This window comes from Pedobacter sp. AC163, from assembly GCF_979258665.1.
This window is the reverse complement of record NZ_OZ409872.1, coordinates 2,205,580-2,225,688: the sequence shown is the minus strand read 5'-3', so window position 1 is coordinate 2,225,688 and position 20,109 is coordinate 2,205,580. Positions and strand designations below refer to the sequence as shown.

Sequence of the window (20,109 nt, the reverse complement as noted above, 5' to 3'; positions counted from 1 at the left end):
AGTTAGCTTAGGCTAATAGAAGATAAACCTTTGTTAAGAAGCACAAAATTTAGGAAACCAAATGGGATCTCTTGCCTAGAGTGTCTTTCGGTTGAATGAATCAATTTTTATTGGATGCCTTAAAATGCCTTTATCATGCCTTCATCCTGCCTTAGGGATGCAATAGGCGTGCAGTAGGAAACCTACATACGTTGGATAAGTGTCGGTATATTAAAAATCCATTCTCGTTGATATGCAAGACTGGACTCAAAACCGCAACCTTTACCTAATGAAATGATTGACAGAATTAAAATACCTGATGATATGAAAAGGATTTTACAGATTTCTATACTGTCAATGGCAGCATTATTTTCATTTAGTAATGATAAAAAAGGAAAATCAACAACAACAGCCCAAACAGTAAAAAATATCAATTACGAAATTTCATTTCATGCATACAATAAATTTCATTTCGATAAGTTTATTTGGCCAACTTCAACGGTAAAGGATTCCCTCGCCAAGATTTTATCACTATTAAAACAACGTGCTATTGAGCATGAACCTGATACACTTGGAGAATATTACACATTTTACAAGGGGACTGGGTTTGTTCCCTTAAGTAGTTATGTAGAACAGGCCAAGGCAAGAAAATCAAGCCTTCTTGGAAGTTTAGTGGCTGCAGAGAAGGCAGTAAAGAACGGTCAGATTGATAAGGACAAACTCTTTCAAGTTGATCACTACTGCCTCTTGTTAAGTAGTAGTGAGACTTTTCCAAACGACTGGCTTATTTCTCCAGATTATTCATTTTCTAGCGAGCTTATAGATATCGTTTTTAAGAATCAGCATGAACTGCTTTATAATCAATATCTTTATGATAATGATCCAGAAAGCCAATTTCATTTGCCAATTCTAGAGAAACTAAATTTCGGTGATGAAACAATAATAAGCCCTCATTTTATTGATAGCAAGCATGCTGCAGGGCTCATTCATATTTTAGATCAGCACAAAGTTGATCGAGATGATTCTCTTGAAAAGGAGATCAAGTTGTTCAAACATTTACTGCAGAAGGTGGTTTTAGGCGATATTATATTGGTATTAAACAATCATAGCCAATAAAGTATTTTAAATTAGATATTTATGTGGTAAAGGACTTTAAGCAGAATAACCTCCTTCAGCTCAGACGGATAATTTATTTAAAGGCAATTATTTTGTATTTTCGCCTTATCACGAATGTCAAACTATCCATCATTTTCTGACCAGCAACTCGTTCTGCTCCTTCAGCGGGGTAATAGGGGAGCATTTGCAGAGATTTACAATAGATACCAGACACTGCTTTTTCTCTACTCTGTAAAAAAGCTCCAGGATCAGGAAAGTGCGGAGGATATCGTGCAGGAGGTATTCGTATCCTTATGGAATGCGAAGCAAGGCCTTAATAGTGAAATGGCCTTAGGTCCATACCTCTACCGGGTAGTATTGAACAAAATATTGAATATTTTCAGAAACCGGAATGTTTCACAGGAATATATCTCCTCATTACAATCAACCATAAACGAGCGCTTCGAGGAATCAGCTGATTATTTAATACGAGAAAAAGATATTTCGGCTGCAATTGAATATGAAATTTCAAACTTGCCTGGTAAAATGCGTGAAATTTTTGAACTTCGAAGGAAAAACTACCTGAGTAATAAAGAAATTGCCGCTGTATTAAATCTTTCGGAGCATACTGTAGCCACACAAATCAAAAACGCCCTAAAAATCTTAAGGAATAAACTCGGATCCGCAATAATTTCCGCGTATTTTCTTCATCTGTAATTTTTTTTTCATTCTATCTACCCGATCGGTCCGCTTTAAGTGTATTGTTAGTATAGAAGATAAAAAAATGATTGAAAAATTTGATGCAAAGGATCTGTTAGAGAAATTCAGTGCTGGAAAATGCACTGCTGATGAAGAGCAGGCAGTGCGTTACTGGCTTCACAACTTTCGCTCCGGCTCAGAAACCTCTTATTCTGCTGATGACCTGGAAGCGATATCGGAGGAATTGTGGGCGAAAATCGAGATCGCTACCGTTCCAACCAAAATTAGCAGGTCGTCCATCTGGCCACGCATAGCTGCTGCGGCCGCTGTCCTCTTATTCATTGTTGCTGCCTTCTACTTCCTTCCATTTAGAAAAACAGGAACCGACAAAATTTATAGCGTTTATAAAAATGACGTGCAGCCAGGGGGAAATAGGGCCTACCTGATCTTAGCTGATGGCAAAAAGATAAATCTTGATACCCTTCGGGGAGCCCTGAATCAACCAGGCGTTCATATTTCAAAAGGCAAAGACGGTACACTGACTTATGTTGCGCTGGAGAATGCCGGGGCTGCAGATCAAGAAAACACAATTAAAACCCCAAATGGCGGAAAGTTCAAAGTCTCACTACCGGATGGCACAACTGTCTGGTTAAATGCTGCCTCTTCCCTAAGCTATCCGCTATCATTCAAGGGCAGCGCAGAAAGAATAGTTAAGCTTGTTGGAGAGGGCTATTTTGAGGTTTTCCACGACAGCTCACATCCATTTATCGTTCAATCGGCAGGACAGTCACTTAAGGTATTGGGCACGCACTTCAACCTTAAGGCATATGGGGAGGAAAACCAGATTACTACTACACTTCTATCTGGTTCGGTGAAGGTTTATGCCCCGGGGTTAAACTCTTCAAAGATATTGAAACCTGGTGAACAGTCAGCTTTTGATTCAAGCAGATTTACACTTTCTCCAGGAGATACAGAGCAGGCGACTGCATGGGTAAACGATGATTTCGTGTTCAACGGCGAAGACCTTCATGGGGTGATGAGACAGATCGCCCGCTGGTATGATGTTGATGTAGAATATACTTCTCAGAAAGATGATGCCGTGTTCTACAGTACCATATCAAGAAAAAAGAAGCTTTCAGAAATTCTAAAGGCACTAACATTAAATCAGGGTGTTCATTTTAAGCTTGAAGGAAGGAGGGTTACCGTTATGCCTTAACTAATAATGCATCCTGACAAAAAAACGGGAGCGTTAGTGGCGCCCCCGATACGGTAGTTAGGATCAATAATGTTCGAATACAATTATCAACTAAAAACAAACCAAACAAATGTATAAAAAATACCATGTAAATGGATACGATCCGACCAATCGTATCCGTAGATTACCATTTATCGATAAGGCATTGCAGGTTGCACAGACTTGCTTTAAGAAAGCTACCGGAAGGACGTTTTTCCTTTTTATTGTGCTGGTTATTAGTAATTTAGTTTCTTCTGCTCAAAGCCAGAAGATTACTCTCAATAAAAAAGAAGCTTCACTTACCGAAATATTGAGGGACGTAAGAAAGCAGACCGGAATTGATTTTGTGATCAATAAGGAACAGGTGGCAAAATCAAGAAAGGTCACTGTAAACTTTAAAAATACGGATCTGAAGACAGTTCTTGATGAATGTTTCAAAAATCAGCCCCTTGATTATTCGATAGAGAATAAGATTATCGTGGTTGTGAACAAGATACTGGTAGAAACCAAAGCATTTATTCTTGGGCTTAAGGTTCGCGTTCAGGATCAAAATGGAATCCCGTTGCCTAATGCCACCGTGTTCTCGAAAGATGCGGGAACATTGGGCTATACTGATGCCGATGGGCTGGTTACCTTTTCAAGGTTGCCTCAAAATTCACGAATTGTTATTTCATTTATTGGCTATAAGTCAGATACCTTAACTGTCAGGTCGGCAGCGGAGCAACTGGTGATGCTAAGCCAGCAAACCACCATGATGGACGATGTGTCTATCGTTTCAACCGGTTACCAAACCCTTTCACGTGAACGGGCAACGGGATCTTTCGGGAAACCGGATATGCAGATTTATCAGAACAGGGTGGCCACTCAAGATCTGGTTTCCAGGCTGGATGGACTCGTTGCCGGAGTAACGGTTATTGCCGGGCCGAAAGGACTTACGGGAAACAGGCAGTTTGGTGGTGGAAATACGCAACAAAGTATCATCAGGGGCAAATCTACTGTTCAGGCGAATGGAGATCCGCTTTACGTTGTAAACGGTGTTCCTGTAACTGACTTATCAGTAATCAATCCTGACGATGTTCAGGATATTTCGGTGTTGAAAGATGCCTCCGCAGCATCCATATGGGGCGTAAGGGCCTCAAACGGTGTAATTGTGATTACGACAAAGAAGGGCTCAGCAGGAAAGCCTTTAAAGATCAGTTATTCGGGAAATATCTCTCTCTTCGGTAAACCAGATCTGGATTATATTCCAATGATGAACAGTTCGCAATATATACAAACGGCGAGGGAACTGTTCAATCCTGCTACTTTTCCATATGCATCTATTGGCACCTCGGTGATTGCGCCACACGAGCAAATCCTATACAACCAGAACCGTGGCATGATCAGTTCAGCTCAGGCGCAGCGCAGTCTGGATAGTTTGAGCAATCTCGATAACAGCGACCAGATCAGGGATTTGTTATTTAGAAATGCTTTCACCACCAACCATACGCTTTCCGCCTCTGGTGGATCATCTGCCTACAACTTCTATGCCTCTGGTTCTTACACTAATACCACCAGTAGCCATCCAGGAGATCAGAATGGCGTATATCGTTTAAATATCAGCCAGACTTTTATGCCGATCAGCAGACTTCGGATCAGCTTGAATACTGCATTGAACAATACCATCACCAGTAGCGACAGAAGCATAGTTATCGGCAGCAATTTTGTTCCCTACCAGCTCTTTCAGGATAATGCAGGCAATAACCTGCAAATGAATTATGTTCAGGGGCTTTCGCCGGAGGTAAGAAAAGATTACCAAACCAGAAGCCGGATCAATCTTGATTATTCGCCTTTGGACGAAGTTAATATGGGATTTACAAAAGGGAATACCCTCTCGGTAAACCTCACCGGTAATGTGAATTTAAAACTATGGAGAGGACTGAGCTTTGATGGTACATACAGTTATCAGAAAGCGCCATCTGCGAGCCAGCTTTATAACGATAGCAAAACCTATGACCTGCGAAGGGAGCTGCTGGGTTTTACGGTTGCACGTACTGCGAATGATGTACCTGTATATTATTTGCCCACCTCGGGAGGAACTTATAAAACGGTGAATATTGATCAGCGAAATTATACACTACGAAACCAGCTGATTTACAATATGGCGCTTAGGGACGGAAAGGATCGGCTTAATGTTCAGATCGGGCACGAAGCACTTGAGCAGCTGGCAACCAACAGAACCAACATTGCAAGGGGTTATGACCAGGATCTGTTGACTTCGGCCAGCCTTAACTATCTGGCCTTGAGCCAGGGAATTTTTGGAGCAGTATCGTCCTTTAGAAGTACTTTCAACGAAAAACCATTTGAGACTTTTGAACAGCTTAACCGGAATGAATCATTTTTCGGACTGTTCAATTACACCTTGAATGAAAAATATATGCTTGATGCCAGCGTAAGGCGAGATTATAGCAATCTTTTTGGTTCGGAAAAAGGAAAGCAACGTAAACCGACTTTTAGCGTGGGTACGAAATGGCTGATTAGCAAGGAAACCTTCCTGGAGCAGAGTACATGGATTAATAATCTGGCACTTCGTACCACGTATGGCGTTACCGGTAATTCGCCGTTCATTGGTGCAGGTTCATCAAGGGATGTGATCCAGATCGGCCGGAACAATGTAACGGGTGACTATTATACGCTGGTGGGCCTGGCCAATAATCAGCTTACTTTTGAAAAAACGGCGACGGTTAATATTGGGGTTGATTTTAGTGTGCTACATAACGCGATTAGCGGAAGTATTGATTTGTATAATAAGAAAACCACTGATATTCTTGGGCAGGTAGGTCTCAATTCGGTCAACGGCGCATCTATTATTCGGGGTAACCTGGGTAACATGAGCAACCGCGGCTTGGAAGTCACCTTGAATTCGAGAAATTTGCAGCTTAAAGATTTTAGTTGGACAACAGGCTTAACCTTTAGTTTGAACAGAAACCGCCTGCTGAATTATTCGACTCCCCAGCCCACTCAGCTAACCACCAATGGAAGGATAAATAGTAATTATGTGGTTGGCTACGGTTTACAGCCGTTGTTTGCCTATCAGTTTGCAGGGCTCGATGCGCTTGGCGATCCACAGATCCGTTTGGCCAACGGAACCGTTACCAAGGATCCAGAGGTTGCTACGGCCGAAGATCTGATCTATATGGGTACCACTATTCCGAAATTTAACGGTGGGTTGAGTAATACCTTCAGATATAAAAATCTTTCGCTTACCGCAAACATGATCTATAATTTCGGTAACGTGATGAGACGGGATGTTAACCGTTATTTTTATGGAAGGATTGAATATGGCACCGGCAGTTTCGGCGGTAACCTGAGCCCGGAATTTCTGGACAGATGGAAAAAACCGGGGGATGAACTCCTGACTAATATCCCATCTTACGTGGCCAGTGCCGGCGTGAATGTAAGCCGGAGAAATATTGATTATTACACTTACGCTGATATCAATGTGGTGAGTGCTTCCTATATCAAACTCCGGGACCTTACACTGAACTACATAGTGGGGCCAAAGTTGTTGAACCGCCTGCATGTGGAATCTTTATCGTTTTTTGCACAGACTGGGAACTTTATGATCTGGAAAGCTAACGACTTCGATATAGATCCGGAATACCAGACTTTTAACCAGGGTGGACGAAATATGCCCGCCTTTAAGCACAGTTTCAGTTTCGGTGCAAACCTTACCTTTTAATCTTAAGATGATGAAAATATATCAATATTTATCTTTCCTGCTGCTGTTGGTTTTTGTAGCAGGGTGTAAAAAATCCTTCCTTGAAGTAGTGCCCAAGGGACTATTAGTTGCCAAGACAACGGACGACTATGATAAGATCATGAACGCTCCGGATCTCTATCTTTACTCCTATGCCGGCGGCTGGCAATCAATGGTGCTCATGGGAGACGATGTGGCTGCAGAAGGCAGTTACTTCTCATCAGCTTCACCGATGAGCCAGAATGCATTCAATTATAAGGCAGATATATTCAGGGCTCAGGATAATACCTTTGATTTCAAAGTTTATACAGGTAACCTGTATGCGGTAAATAAGGTGATCAATGAGATCGATGAATCTACGGGGGGGAGCGCCTCGCAGAAGATGGCATTGAAAGCCGAAGCACTGGCTAACCGGGCGTGGATATATTTCCAGCTCATTAACATTTATGCTAAGCCTTATAACACTGCATCGGCATCGCAGGATTTGGGTTTCCCTATTATCCGGGATGCCGACATTAATTTGAGTGGACACATCAGAAATAGTGTTGCCGAGGTTTATGCCTTTATCATCCAAGATCTCAATGATGCGATTAGTGCCGTGCCCATGAACAACAAGTTTGCCCAACGTTTTTCAAAGCCCGCGGCGGAAGGAATATTGGCCAAGGTATATTTATTTATGGGCAGAAACGCGGAAGCCCTGGCTATGTTCAACACCGCTCTAACTGATGCTGCGGCCCAGACCAGGCCTGCTAAGCTTTACAATTACAATGTGGAATTTGCTTCAGGAGGGAAGTTTGATCCAATCGGCTACAATGGTCCAAATAATTCTCCTGGGATAAATTATGATGACGTAACAGAATCGGTGCTGGCGAAAACATTTTACAATGGGCCCTACAGCGGAAACGAGTTTGGAAATGACTTTCTTGTGCTTTCTCCCAAGGCACAGGCGCTGTTTGCTTCGGGAGATTTGAGGCTGAATTTTTATGGCGCTTTTTTTCCGAATTCTACACCCAACCCCTCAGGCAGGCTATCGAAATATTCAGTTAATTATTCAAAGTTTGGATTACAGTTGGCTGAATTATACCTGTTAAGGGCAGAAGCAAATGCGAGGTTAAATAATCTTGCAGCCGCAGTTGCTGATCTGGAGCTGCTGCGTAGAAACCGTATGCCTGCAAATATTGCCGGGGTTCCTGCTCAGGCTGCTTCCAGTAAAGAGTCACTGATCATGTTTATCTTCCAGGAGCGTACCAGAGAGTTTGCCATGGAAGGATACCGGTGGTTTGATATGCGTCGCTGCTCTATCGATCCCATTTTCTCCGGGGAAACTTTCTCGCACATCATTTATAATGACGAGACTTCTACCAATATTACCAGTTTTAATCTGCCTCCGGACAGGCTTACGCTTCGGCTCCCGCCAATCGTAATGAATGCCAATCCAGGCTTTACCAATAACCCTTAAATAATGATCATGAATATTTTAAAAATCAATATCCGCTTAGCGATTACCTTAAGTTTACTACTGTTTTCAGTGGCTGCTTTTTCACAGAACAAATTCACCATCAAAGGGCAGCTTTCGCCGGAGATTAATGGTAAAAAGATCGTGTTATCCTATAAAAACAACGGTGTAAGCATAGAAGATTCTACCTTATCGCAAATGGGTAAATTCACCTTTAAGGGTGTGATCGGAGATCCGGCCTATGCGAGGATCACAGTAGATCCTCCTGCCATGACCACTATGCAAAATGTAAAAAGTATTGATGTCCGCGATTTCTTTATTGATGCCGGCGAAATTTTAATCACAGGGTCTGCAGGAGTAAAAACAGCATCGGTTAAAGGTGGAAAAACACAAGCAGATCTTCAACGGAGGTTTGAGCTTTATAAGCCAGTACAGGCCCGAGTCGATTCCTTGAATACATTGATAGCCGGTTATAAGGAAACAGGTGACACTAAAGCAATGGATGCTGCCAGACTGCTGATGAATGCAGAATTAGCCAAAACAGGGAAAATTGACAGTAATTTCATCAAGGAAAACCCTAACAGCTTTCTCTCCCTTGACATCTGGAGATCAAAACACCGGGGCACTCTGCGTTCCAGCTTTGAGCCAGAGTTCAACAAGTTCAGTCCAGCGGTTCGTAATACCTTCGCCGGCAGGGAGATCCAGGCTAAATTTGATCTGGCAAAAAAACTGGCTCCAGGACAGGTGGCACCTGATTTCAAATTGAAGGATACTTTAGGTAAGGAAGTTTCGCTGTCTTCGTTAAGAGGAAAAAATGTATTTCTTTGCTTTTTTACGCCGGATTTTATGAATTATGACGCCTTTGCATTTAACCTTGGACGGATCAACAGAGCCTTAAAAGATAAAAACACTATGATGGTTACTGTTTATTACAGCTATGCCGACAGACCAGAGTCTTATTGGATGGAAACAATCAAAAAATCGAATTTTGACTGGTTGAATCTTAATGATATTGGTGGCGTCAACGATACTGGTAGTGTGAGTCCAACTGCAAAAGCCTACGGACTGACTTACTACACCATGCCTAGTGCACTTTTAATTGACACAAATGGAAAAATCCTGGCTAGCCAGCTCAAATTAAATGATACGGGATTGGCGCAGGAACTCACCCAATTAATAAAATAGATATGAAAAAAAAAGTAATATTGACAATTGCGTTTATGGCAACTACTATTATAAGTTTGTATGCGCAAACTCCTAAACGGGAATACCTTGATGTTGGAGATACCATCAATGTTTATCCGAAGGTGGAGTGGATTAAAGGAACTGCCGTTGATAAATTCGACCCAGCTAAAATATACATTGTTGATCTCTGGGCAACATGGTGTAAACCCTGTATTGCAGCAATGCCCCATCTTAATGAAATGGCGTTGAAATTTAAAGACCAGGGTATAATTTTCGTTGCACAGGACGTGATGGAGGATGATAAGCCCAAAGTATTAGAGTTCTTAAAAGCAAATGATAAAATGATGAGTTTCAATGTGGCCTTTGGCGGCGGAAAGGGAAGTGAATTTGAGCGGGACTGGATCAAGCCAGCAGGTGTGAACGCTATCCCTCAAACCTTTGTGATCAAGGGGAATAAATTGCTTTGGCAAACTTCTCCAGATATGATCAATGAAGCTGTTATCGAAATGCTGATTAAAGGTGAGTTTACCATTGACAAAGCCAAGACGGCTATCTCAAAAGGTAAATAATTTTTGGATAATTATCTATTTTCTTATAATTTAAGCGTTTGCGGTTGTTTGCCGCAAACGCTTTTTCCTGTTTGAGGTTTCCTGTGAAATATATGGAGATGGTCTTTAGGTCTGGCAAAACTAATCTGTGTGACCCTGTAGCGCCAAATTCCTATTGATAAGGTAATTAATGATTTTATTCGAATCACGTTTCTGTTGAGATGGAGCAGTTTGCTGCGATTGATTTAGTGATGTTTCGCAGGTTCTTCTCATTAAGTTTTTAAGTAATTCTATATGGATTCGTTTGGAGTTCTCTTCGCCAATACATTCAGCGTTAATGTCGTTACCTGTGCCTTGACGTTTGGGAGCAGGCTTCGGAAGTATTAAGCGAGTTTGGCAAATCTATCTGTAAGGTAGAGGTGAAAATAACTGGCATAAAACTGAATGGTCATCGATAAGAATCAGCTTGATAGCAGAAAATTGCGTTAGCAAAATATTCTGCGCTAGCGCTACTGAGGGAAAAATCTGTCGTAATCATCTCTTAATTAAAACAATCGTTACTAAACGCAATGGTTCTCAGAAATAAAACAATGGCGCTATGTTTACCATGAATTTCATGTTGCAAAACATTAACCAATTTTTTTGATCTATAACATTTCAGGTTAAAAATTGAGCTTTTTTCGCAAAAAGAGATTAATTACAGCCGAAGGCTCATTTAACGCCTATCAAATGTTTGACATTTTAAATTGTTTTAAATAATATTGAGTGCTTTTAATTCAAAAATTGGTCTTTGAATTGATTCGGTGAAGTACCCACTTCTTTCCTGAACAGGCGAGAAAAATAAGTGGTGTTCTCAAAACCAAGTAGATGCGAGATCTCCGAGACATTCAAGTCGCCTTCAGCCAATAGGTTTTTCGCTTCCCCTATCAGGAAAAGATGGATCAGTTCCAGTGCCGTTTTACCTGTTTCTTCCTTTAACAGGTCGGTTAGGTAGCGGGGAGATATATGCAGCTTTTCTGCCATTAGCGCAACGGTTGGTAGGCCAGTTTCCTTGGTTTTCCGCTCCTGGAAATTAGCCGTAAGCAGCTCCTGGAACTTTGTAAGTGTTGACCCTGATAGTTGTGAACGATTTATAAATTGCCTTTTATAAAAACGCTGCGCATATTTGAGCATGGCGTCAAGGTGGCTGATAATGATGGCCTTGCTCAGCTCGTCGGTATTGTTATTGTATTCTTTTTCTATGCTGAAGTAGAGGTTCCAGATGATGTCTTCCTCTGCGGGTGAAAGGTGCAAGGCCTCATTCACTTCATAATCGAAATAGCCGTATTTTTTAATTTCGTGGTAAAGGCTGGTTCCGGGCAAAAAGTCTTCGTGGATCATGATCAGAAAGCCTTTCTCTTCCAGTTCGACATTTTTAAAGGAAACTTTCTGACGGGGCCTTACAAAAGACATTGAGCCACGGTCGTGGTCATATTTTGTTTTTCCATACTGCATACTACCAGCTCTTAGCTTTTTAAACCCTATAACGTAAAATTCCGGGGAAAATTCGATTATACTGTTGCCATCACAAGCTTCCCGCTCACCGTATGCCACGCTGAAAAGTGGATGTTCCGGAGGTTTTACACCAAGCGCTTCGTGCAGCTCGCTAATTTTTTTGAAATGATCCATATCTAGCTTTCATAAAAGCAGGATTCGGTAAATCCAAATCCTGCAAAGTTAAACTTCTATTAGCCGTGGGCTGCAATAGAAACATCCTGCCATGATTCCCATGTCTTTAAACGCTCTTCGTAAGTATATTTTACCCAAGGTAATGTTGTTTTGCCCAATAACAGCCTTAATGGGGGATTATCGGTATCCACCAGTTTTAGGATTGCGCCAACGGTTGCCATTGGGTTGCCCGAGTCCTGTTCTGTGGCATGCTCATAAAAGTCTTTCCTGATTTCTCCGTAGGCCGCTGCTGGCTCGCTTGATGCAAGGGAATTGGTGCCGAAGAAATCCGTTGAGAAACCTCCCGGTTCCAGTATGGTAACTTTAATTCCAAAACCGCCCACCTCGCCAGCCAGTGTTTCTGTAAGGCCTTCTATTGCGAACTTTGATGCACTGTACAAGCCCATCAAGGATACCGTATTAAGGCCAAGCGCACTGGAAAGCTGAATGATGTGCCCTGATCTCTGCTCCCGCATGATCGGCAAGACCGCTTGCATGGTCCATAAGGAGCCCATTACATTTGTTTCAAATTGTGATCTGACATCCTGCTCGCTTAGTTCTTCGATAGCCCCGATGTGACCAAAACCTGCATTATTGATCAATACATCAATTCGGCCAAAATGTCTCTTTGCAGTCTCGATCGATTCAAAGCTCATCTCTTTATCGGTTACATCAAGTTCCAGGACCAATAGATTTGATGGAAATTCCTTTGTAAGGTCTTCCAGTGCATAGGGATTACGGACAGCTGCAACTACGTTATCTCCGCGTTTTAGGAACGCTTCTGTCCAGATCCTGCCAAATCCGCGGGATGCGCCTGTTATAAAAATTGCCTTTGCCATTATTTTATATTTTAGTGATTGATAATGACAAAGTTCGTTCAATCATTCAGTGCTATAGTGATACAAAAGTAGGCAATAATGGAACGTTTTAACGAAACGCCGGTCCTCTGCTAATTCTATATCCATGTTTGTCTGATCGTTAACTTTTAATTGATCTGTTGCTTTGCCTAAATCTCCCTGAAGGCTGGTCTGGGCAATTCCAGATTACCTCTAAGCGTATCCGATTCATACTCGGTGTGGAATACGCCACGCTCCTGCAAAATGGGAACCACAAGGTCAATAAAATCCCTGAGTCCGTGGGGATGGTCCTGCCGGACCACCAGCATATCCATTGCGCCGGCCTCATGCCATGTTGTTATCTCATCGGCAATTTTTTCGGCCGTGCCAAAAAATTGAGGAACCGGAATCCGATGGTATGGTGCCAGGGAAGCCAGTTCCATATACTTCTTTTCTGCTTCTGCAACGGTACGCCCTACGATCGGATTGTGGGATAATGCCACAACATAGTCTTCGGGCGACCTACCTTTTTCAACCAGCTTTGCTCTTAAGGCATTTGCCGTGTATAAAGCTTCATCTATTGTACTACCGGCAATAAAGGCACCGTCCGTGTAGGTGGCGGCAATGTCCACAAACGTGGGCGAACCTCCGGCGGTGTACACTACCGGCCTTCCCTGTACAGATCGACTGATGTTCAACGGCCCATCGACAGAGAAGTAGTTACCCCTATAATTTATGGGGTGCATCTTGCCGGGCTCAAGGAAAATTCCACTGTGCTTATCACGCAAAAAAGCATCATCTTCGTAGGTATCCCAAAGCCCCAAAAGGATTTCCAGAAACTCACTATGCATTGGATATTGGTCCGCTTTACCCAAATGCCCCCTGCTAAAATTTACCATGCCGCCCGGATTTGAAGTGACAATATTCAGCGAAGCCCTTCCCTTGCTTATCTTATCCAGTGATAAAACCTGCCGGGCTACATTATAAGGATCGGTGTAGGAACTGGAAGCAGTGAAAGAAAGGCCCACGCGTTCCGTCTTCATGGCGATGGCCGACATGATAGTTGCCCCTTCAAACATGCTCAGGTAATGGGGAATGTTGCCCGGGCCAACATGACTCACATCGAAGAGAAAAAGCGTCTCGAATTTTGCATCCTCGGCAAGCTGCGCCTGCCGTACATAAAAGTCAATGTTTTCCCCTGCATCTGCCAGCATGTCGGGATGGCGCCAGGATGTAAAGTTCCATCCCGTACCATCGATGCCGGCCGCTAGTTTTAATTTCTTTCTATTTTTCATCTAGTTTGTAATTTTAGATTCCTTCGTTGATTTCGCCCATCATCTCGGCAAACAGTCTGGCGGATTTTATGCGGTCTTCGATGGAATATATCGTTGATACCATGATAAGTTCATCTACCTGGGTTTCCTTGAGAAATGCCTGGATTTGACTTTTTACCGTAGCCTTGCTTCCAACAAAGGAAAATTTCAACATTTGATTAAGTGTCGGATGCTTCAGCAGCTCTTTTAGGTCACCTGTCAGTTCCGATGGTGCTTGCAAGGGTTCTGCGGCGCCGGTCAATACGCCTACGAACATCCTGATCAGGGAGGTGAACCATCGCTCAGCCTCTTCATCGCTATCGCCTACAAATATATTCACGCCAGCTATGGTATAAGGCCTATCTAAAAACGGGGAAGGCTGGAACTCCTCCCGGTAAATGTCCAGTGCCTTTGATAAGTGCGTTGATGCAAAGTGGCTTGCAAATGCATAGGGCAACCCTTTTTGTGCGGCAAGGTGGGCACTATCGGTACTGGAACCCAGAATGTAAAGTGGTACATCGGTGCCTTCGGCAATGGCAGCCCTAACTTTTGAGTTCCTGTTATCCAATGAAAAGTAGCTTTGGATCTTGGCAACCTCAGCAGGAAACGTTTGGGCGGCCTGCATAAAATCCGGCCGGATCGCCTGTGCGGTAAGCGTATCGGTACCGGGTGCCCTGCCCAGGCCTAAGTCAATTCGACCGGGATACAATTGGGCCAACGTCCCGAACTGTTCTGCAACAATCAACGGTGAATGATTGGGAAGCATGATACCTCCAGAACCGACCCTAATGTTACTTGTATTTTCAGCTACATAACCGATAAGGATCGTAGTAGCACTACTGCCAACATTTTCGGAATTATGATGTTCTGCGAACCAGTATCGTTTGTAGCCAAGGTTTTCGGCTGCCTTGGCTAATGTGAGTGAATTGTTGAGTGTTTGCTTGAAGGTACTGCCTTGGGAAACAACGGCGAGTTCCAAAATCGAGTAGGCTATTTTTTCTCTTTTCATCTTATGTGGATAAATTCTGATCGACGATTTTGACCTAGGTAACCAGCCAAACCTCCGAACATAAAAATATAGTTGCAAAGGTAAACAGAATTACTTTACTTTGTATAGTACTTTCCCTAAGGAAAGTCAAATATAAATGGCAGAAAAAAAATGTTGCGAATGCCTGGACACGATCAGGCCGGTAAGGGATGCCCTGGAGGTAATCAGTGGTAAATGGAAGTTACAGATTATTATCTCTATAGGGGTAGGCAATAATCGCTTTACCGACATACAGGAAAGCATACCGGGTATAACCCCAAAGGTACTCGCGAAGGAACTGAAAGCACTGGAACAGCACCAGTTGGTAAAAAGGGCCATCACTGATGGTTATCCTGTCAAAATATCTTATACATTGGATATGTATGCAGATACACTTACGCCTGTCATCTATTCGCTGAAGGACTGGGGGTTGAATCATCGTAGCAGGTTGTTCCCCGATAAGACAGTTTAATTCCTTCTTGATTGGGATAAGATGGTATTCTACAATCCCTGCTTAAAGGTACTTTTCCTGTCTTTATATATAAACTACGCCCCAAGGATTATATCAAAATATGGTAGTCCTTGGGTCGTAGAAGATTCATGAGATTGTTGTTGATGGTAAATCCTGGTATAACCTGCCAATCCGGGTATTTAACTACATGAATAGTGTACGGTTTATACGAATGGCTAACCCTGCGTCCTCTTCACTAGGTGAGTTTCCTACACGTTTGGCGAAATCATTACCCATTCGTTCCATAAAGACAAGGATAGCAAGGTCTCTGCGCTTCGACAAACGTTCCTTTTCGGCTTTGTCAGTCCATTCCTTTAGTTCGTTCATGGTAAGATCGGTACAATAGATTGGTGAGCCTGGTTGTTGTCTCCACGAATCAGCTAATGATCCCGTATAAAATGCGTCAAATCCTGTATCATTTATTAATTTAACAGCTACATCCCTATCTATATCACGATCGGCTGCTACAGGAATTGCGATCCGATCGTCGCTGCCTTCAGGCTTGCCTTTCACCGCAAAAGAGTGCGAACCAATAGCGTTCCAAGCCTTTGCGAAGGGGCGGCCTAATTGCTCCATCACCCATACACTTTCCACCAATCCCGATTCGATGCTTTCAATCTTGCTATCGCGGGCGGGATAATAGTTTGAGGTATCAATCAAAGTGGTTTCTACGGGGACATTCGAAAGAAGAGGCGCAATTTCCGGAATTCGATTGAACGGTATAGATAGAATGATTACATCCTTGTCACGAACTACGTCTTGAGTTGTTACTGCTTTGGCCCCGGTAGAGAGGATATCTTTGTTGATGTTTTCCGGTCCCGAGGAATTCGCGACTGAAACCTCATGCCCTGAATCCGCTAATTTTAATGCTAATGTTTTTCCTATAAGGCCTACGCCTATGATTCCTATTTTCATAATATGATCTTATAAATTTGAATACAAAATTAACCAAAAAGTACCTGTACAGCTACAGGCCTTTCCTCTAGGAAAGCAAAAAAGGTAAATTTCAAAAAATGCTTCGGTTTAAATTCAGGTCAATGCTCTGAGAAGGTTTGATACTATTATTCACAATGCTGGCCTTTATCATTCTCCTGCAAAAGAGTTGTTTACTCGAAGAATATAAGGCATTTGTTGCCTACCTGCAAGATGCTGTTTTTGGAAAAAAAGTTAAAAGATTTATCAATTATTGATTTGTGTCCAATACCATTGCGTCCCAAAATATCTGAGATTGGTTCTATAAGTATTGCGCTCTTACTGAATTTGCAACCAAGTGCCTGACAGCAACATATACCCCTATGATTGAGAATTTTTATATCGGTCTATTTTTATGTGAGCAGATAGTTGGGGGTAGGGGTAAACATAACTTCTTTATTTATGCGTCACAATTCAAGCGTAGGAAGTGTTTTGCTGTCTCATTTGTGTCTCAAAGTGTGTAGAGAGAGGATATTCAAAGAATTGAAATCTGCTTAAAAACCAAAAAAGCCTCAAGAAATTAATCTCAAGGCTGTTTTAATCTGTAGAGTCAATCCGCGGAAGTTCGAACTTTTATGAGCATTGCGAAGCGATAGTTGATTTTGAGAATTTGTTAAACAATAAGGTGGAAAGGCAGTATCGTAAAAAGAAATTACTATAAGTTTTACCAAGGAATTTATCATTTTGAAATCTATTCCAATAGCCTCTTCAATGAATTGTTTCGCCCATTTTTGTATTATCAAGAAACGACCGTTTTTTGATAATTGGAAGAAGAGAAATAATGATCGCAATATTTCTCTTGCTCTGCCGTGTATTAGAACCCCTAGCTGAACTATCATAGATAGCTTAAACCTTGGTCTTGCAGCTTTGAATTGGTGCTTGCTCTAAAAAACTGTTAAATAGCAAATTAAATTGTTCAGAGAAATCCAAAAGGCGTACCAGTTAATGCAATAACGTGATCGTAAATTTGAGGTATTCCCTTTTATAAGTCCAGCAACTTCTAAGGCTTTAAGATGCTTTGCAACTGAAGATTCTTCAATTGGCAGATCGTTTATTACTCCTTCAGTACAACTTTCTTTCCTTGCAAGCCGGATCATTATAGCCATCCGGGCTGGGTGTGCCAAGACCCGCATGAACTTTGCAAGCTGCTTTTCTATTGGCGCATAGTCTCTGGTGTTGACCTCCATTTGGTTAGTGTTATTTGGCTAGTCGCAATGCATCTGCAAATTCACTTTGCAACAAACTATTTTCAATAGCTCTTGCTGAGGCTTCTACGTCATATTCAAACCTTATAAACTCTACCTGTATGCTGTTTTTATCTGATAGGGAGCTGTCTGCAGCAATGGTAAGTATCACATAGCAGCCCCTGGGATCTCCGTCTTTAGGCTTTCCTACCGACCCGAGGTTAACTACGTGCTTAAACTTATTATCATTATCCTCTAAAATACGATGGTAAGGCTTGTGAGAATGACCAACAAAGAGCATGTCTGCACCTGCTTCCTGCATCATATCTAAAACATACTTTTCATCCGTATCTATTAAAATATATTCATCTATACTTCTGGTGCTGCCGTGGGCAAAAACAAGATTGAGTGTTTCGGATTGTAGTTTGTATTCCAATTTAATGTGCGCAGGCAGTGTCTTCAGGTAATCTCTATTATCCTGGCTGATTAAATGATACGCATAATTCTTCCCTGGCTCCTGGAGACTATTCGGGGTTGTAATTAATTTTTCAACCTTCTGGTCATGATTACCTTTCAAAGTTCCGATTCCACGCTTACGGATCTCCTGGATAATTTCGTTTGGATAGATGTGGTATCCCACCAGATCACCGAGACAATAAACGGCATCGGGTTTTTGGTCATCCATATCGTCTAACATTGATTTAAATGCAGGTAGATTGGCATGAATATCTGAAAATAGTGCTATTCTCATACCTTATCCTCTACGCAACATGTCTGCATATTCATTCGGAAGAGGACTATCCTCTACGGCTTTAGCTGCCTTTTCTATATCATACTCAAAGCGAATAAATTCGACTTTAACACTGTCCTTATTGTTTACTGTACTATCAGGGTTGATGGTTAAAATAACATAACCACCCCTTGGGTCGCTGTCTTTTGGTTTACCTACTGAGCCAATATTAATGGCATGCCTGAAATGATCCGCACCTTCATTCCCTGAGTTTAAAATTCTATGATAAGGCTTGTGGGTATGGCCAAAACACATAATATCTGCATCTGCCTGTTCCATGATCCGAAGCATGCTTTTTTCATCACGGTCTTCAAAAAGGTATTCATTGACCTTACGGGGGCTACCATGTACAAACAGAATATTGCGTTTATCGTGGTTCAACTGGTATTCTAGTCTAATGTGAGCAGGAAGGGTTCTTAGATAAGCACGCTGTTCGTCCCTTACCACTTCGTTTGTGTAGGAGATAGAAACCTTACCTAATGCTTTTTCTTCTTCTGTTTTATAGGCACAACCGCAATCATCACTAGACCTGCCAATGCCCCAGTCATAATTTCCTGCGATAGTTGGTATGCCTCGTTTGCGAATTTCATCTATTACTTCGTTTGGCCAGATGTTATATCCAACTAAATCTCCAAGGCAATAAATTGCATCAGTGTTTCTGGTTTCAACGTGTTTAAAAAAGGCTTCCAGGGCAGGAAGATTAGCATGGATATCTGAAAAAAGTGCAATTCTCATTAATGTATGGTGTTTAATTTTTTTGACGGATAGTATTTCTTGCGGAAGTAAAAAGCAAGGTTGACCAGGGCAATCAGTGCCGGGACTTCAACCAAAGGGCCAATAACGCCCGCAAATGCTTGTCCCGAATTGATTCCAAAAACACCAATAGCAACTGCTATGGCCAGTTCGAAATTATTTCCTGTGGCCGTAAAAGCAATTGATGTACTTCTTGAATAGTCTGCACCGAAGTAACGGCCAGCAAAAAAGCTGATCACAAACATGATAGAAAAATAAATAACAAGGGGTATAGCAATTCTCACTACATCCATTGGAATTTGTACAATCAGTTCGCCCTTCAGGCTAAACATAATTACGATAGTAAAAAGTAGCGCTATCAAAGTAATTGGGGAAATCAGCGGGATAAACTTGTTTTGAAACCAGTCTTCACCTTTCAGTTTAATAAGGCCGTACCGACTGATTATACCCATTGCAAAGGGAAGCCCCAGGTAGATTCCTACGCTTTTAGCAATCTCGGAAATGGTGATGTTTACTTCAAGGCTCTCCAGACCAAAAAAAGGTGGCAAAACGGTAATAAAGATATAAGCAAACACACTGTAGAGCAATACCTGAAAAATGCTGTTCAGTGCAATCAAGCCTGCTGCATATTCCCTGTTACCCTCTGCAAGCTCGTTCCAGACCACCACCATAGCAATACACCTTGCCAGGCCAATAAGGATCAGCCCAACCATATATTCCGGATAATCTCTTAAAAAAGTGATTGCTAAAAAAAACATTAGAAGTGGACCAATTACCCAATTCAGAACCAGGGATACGCTTAAGACTTTAGTGTCTTTAAAAACTTCTCCCATCTTTTCATATTTCACCTTAGCAAGTGGCGGATACATCATTAAGATCAGTCCGATAGCTAATGGGATGTTTGTGGTTCCACTGGAAAACGAGTTTATAAATCCGGAGGAAGATGGTAGAAAATAGCCGGTAGCTACACCGATACCCATCGCTAGAAAAATCCATAGTGTAAGGTACCGGTCTAAAAAGCTTAATTTTCTTCTTTCGGCAGCAGGTGCACAGTTGTTTGCAGACATAGTTTATGATTGAT

The 20,109-nt window shown here is 42.1% G+C and carries 17 protein-coding genes; 8 read left to right on the top strand and 9 right to left on the bottom strand.

Annotated features, from left to right (window positions below; genetic code table 11):
* The first annotated feature begins 303 nt into the window (after nucleotides 1-303).
* The 7 genes from ACZZZK_RS09410 (at nucleotide 304) to ACZZZK_RS09380 (ending at nucleotide 9,956) form a co-directional block, all read left to right on the top strand.
* Nucleotides 304-1,095, top strand: a complete 792-nt coding sequence (locus tag ACZZZK_RS09410) for a hypothetical protein (protein ID WP_463483894.1) — start codon at nucleotides 304-306, stop codon at nucleotides 1,093-1,095.
* A 114-nt stretch (nucleotides 1,096-1,209) separates the two neighbouring features.
* Nucleotides 1,210-1,791: an RNA polymerase sigma factor gene (locus ACZZZK_RS09405; RefSeq protein WP_463483893.1), complete on the top strand. Its 582-nt coding sequence runs from the start codon at nucleotides 1,210-1,212 to the stop codon at nucleotides 1,789-1,791.
* Between the two features lie 67 nt (nucleotides 1,792-1,858).
* Nucleotides 1,859-2,989: a FecR family protein gene (locus ACZZZK_RS09400; RefSeq protein ID WP_463483892.1), complete on the top strand. Its 1,131-nt coding sequence runs from the start codon at nucleotides 1,859-1,861 to the stop codon at nucleotides 2,987-2,989.
* A 109-nt stretch (nucleotides 2,990-3,098) separates the two neighbouring features.
* Nucleotides 3,099-6,728: a SusC/RagA family TonB-linked outer membrane protein gene (locus tag ACZZZK_RS09395; RefSeq protein ID WP_463483891.1), complete on the top strand. Its 3,630-nt coding sequence runs from the start codon at nucleotides 3,099-3,101 to the stop codon at nucleotides 6,726-6,728.
* A gap of 7 nt (nucleotides 6,729-6,735) precedes the next feature.
* Complete coding sequence (locus ACZZZK_RS09390) at nucleotides 6,736-8,205, top strand: RagB/SusD family nutrient uptake outer membrane protein (protein WP_463483890.1); 1,470 nt, start codon at nucleotides 6,736-6,738, stop codon at nucleotides 8,203-8,205.
* A gap of 9 nt (nucleotides 8,206-8,214) precedes the next feature.
* Nucleotides 8,215-9,387, top strand: a complete 1,173-nt coding sequence (locus tag ACZZZK_RS09385) for a DUF4369 domain-containing protein (RefSeq protein WP_463483889.1) — start codon at nucleotides 8,215-8,217, stop codon at nucleotides 9,385-9,387.
* A gap of 2 nt (nucleotides 9,388-9,389) precedes the next feature.
* Nucleotides 9,390-9,956, top strand: a complete 567-nt coding sequence (locus ACZZZK_RS09380; protein ID WP_463483888.1) for a TlpA disulfide reductase family protein — start codon at nucleotides 9,390-9,392, stop codon at nucleotides 9,954-9,956.
* Between the two features lie 750 nt (nucleotides 9,957-10,706).
* On the opposite strand, the gene ACZZZK_RS09375 is transcribed toward ACZZZK_RS09380, so the two are convergent.
* The 4 genes from ACZZZK_RS09375 to ACZZZK_RS09360 form a co-directional block, all read right to left on the bottom strand.
* Complete coding sequence (locus ACZZZK_RS09375; protein ID WP_463483887.1) at nucleotides 10,707-11,603, bottom strand: helix-turn-helix domain-containing protein; 897 nt, start codon at nucleotides 11,601-11,603, stop codon at nucleotides 10,707-10,709.
* A gap of 59 nt (nucleotides 11,604-11,662) precedes the next feature.
* Complete coding sequence (locus tag ACZZZK_RS09370) at nucleotides 11,663-12,481, bottom strand: SDR family NAD(P)-dependent oxidoreductase (RefSeq protein WP_463483886.1); 819 nt, start codon at nucleotides 12,479-12,481, stop codon at nucleotides 11,663-11,665.
* A gap of 167 nt (nucleotides 12,482-12,648) precedes the next feature.
* Complete coding sequence (locus tag ACZZZK_RS09365) at nucleotides 12,649-13,773, bottom strand: NtaA/DmoA family FMN-dependent monooxygenase (protein WP_463483885.1); 1,125 nt, start codon at nucleotides 13,771-13,773, stop codon at nucleotides 12,649-12,651.
* Between the two features lie 13 nt (nucleotides 13,774-13,786).
* Entirely contained in the window at nucleotides 13,787-14,800 is a 1,014-nt protein-coding gene (locus tag ACZZZK_RS09360; RefSeq protein ID WP_463483884.1) for an LLM class flavin-dependent oxidoreductase, read from the bottom strand.
* 136 nt (nucleotides 14,801-14,936) lie between these two features.
* Between ACZZZK_RS09360 and ACZZZK_RS09355 the strand changes: the two genes are divergently transcribed.
* Nucleotides 14,937-15,290 (top strand): winged helix-turn-helix transcriptional regulator, encoded by a 354-nt coding sequence (locus tag ACZZZK_RS09355; RefSeq protein ID WP_463483883.1) that lies wholly within the window; start codon nucleotides 14,937-14,939, stop codon nucleotides 15,288-15,290.
* Nucleotides 15,291-15,473: 183 nt separating this feature from the next.
* Here the strand turns inward: ACZZZK_RS09355 and ACZZZK_RS09350 are convergent, their stop codons facing one another.
* From ACZZZK_RS09350 to arsB, 5 genes are all read right to left on the bottom strand, one after another.
* Nucleotides 15,474-16,244, bottom strand: a complete 771-nt coding sequence (locus ACZZZK_RS09350) for an NADPH-dependent F420 reductase (RefSeq protein ID WP_463483882.1) — start codon at nucleotides 16,242-16,244, stop codon at nucleotides 15,474-15,476.
* Nucleotides 16,245-17,185: 941 nt separating this feature from the next.
* The gene (locus tag ACZZZK_RS09345; RefSeq protein WP_371566363.1) at nucleotides 17,186-17,434 is read right to left on the bottom strand and encodes an ArsR/SmtB family transcription factor; all 249 of its coding nucleotides are present in this window, start codon (nucleotides 17,432-17,434) and stop codon (nucleotides 17,186-17,188) included.
* A 64-nt stretch (nucleotides 17,435-17,498) separates the two neighbouring features.
* The gene (locus ACZZZK_RS09340; RefSeq protein ID WP_088300345.1) at nucleotides 17,499-18,236 is read right to left on the bottom strand and encodes a metallophosphoesterase family protein; all 738 of its coding nucleotides are present in this window, start codon (nucleotides 18,234-18,236) and stop codon (nucleotides 17,499-17,501) included.
* A 3-nt stretch (nucleotides 18,237-18,239) separates the two neighbouring features.
* Nucleotides 18,240-19,010: a metallophosphoesterase family protein gene (locus ACZZZK_RS09335; protein ID WP_088300344.1), complete on the bottom strand. Its 771-nt coding sequence runs from the start codon at nucleotides 19,008-19,010 to the stop codon at nucleotides 18,240-18,242.
* Nucleotides 19,010-20,095: an ACR3 family arsenite efflux transporter gene (gene arsB, locus ACZZZK_RS09330; protein ID WP_088300343.1), complete on the bottom strand. Its 1,086-nt coding sequence runs from the start codon at nucleotides 20,093-20,095 to the stop codon at nucleotides 19,010-19,012. Before arsB ends, ACZZZK_RS09335 begins: the two co-directional genes overlap by 1 nt.
* Nucleotides 20,096-20,109 lie beyond the last annotated feature (14 nt).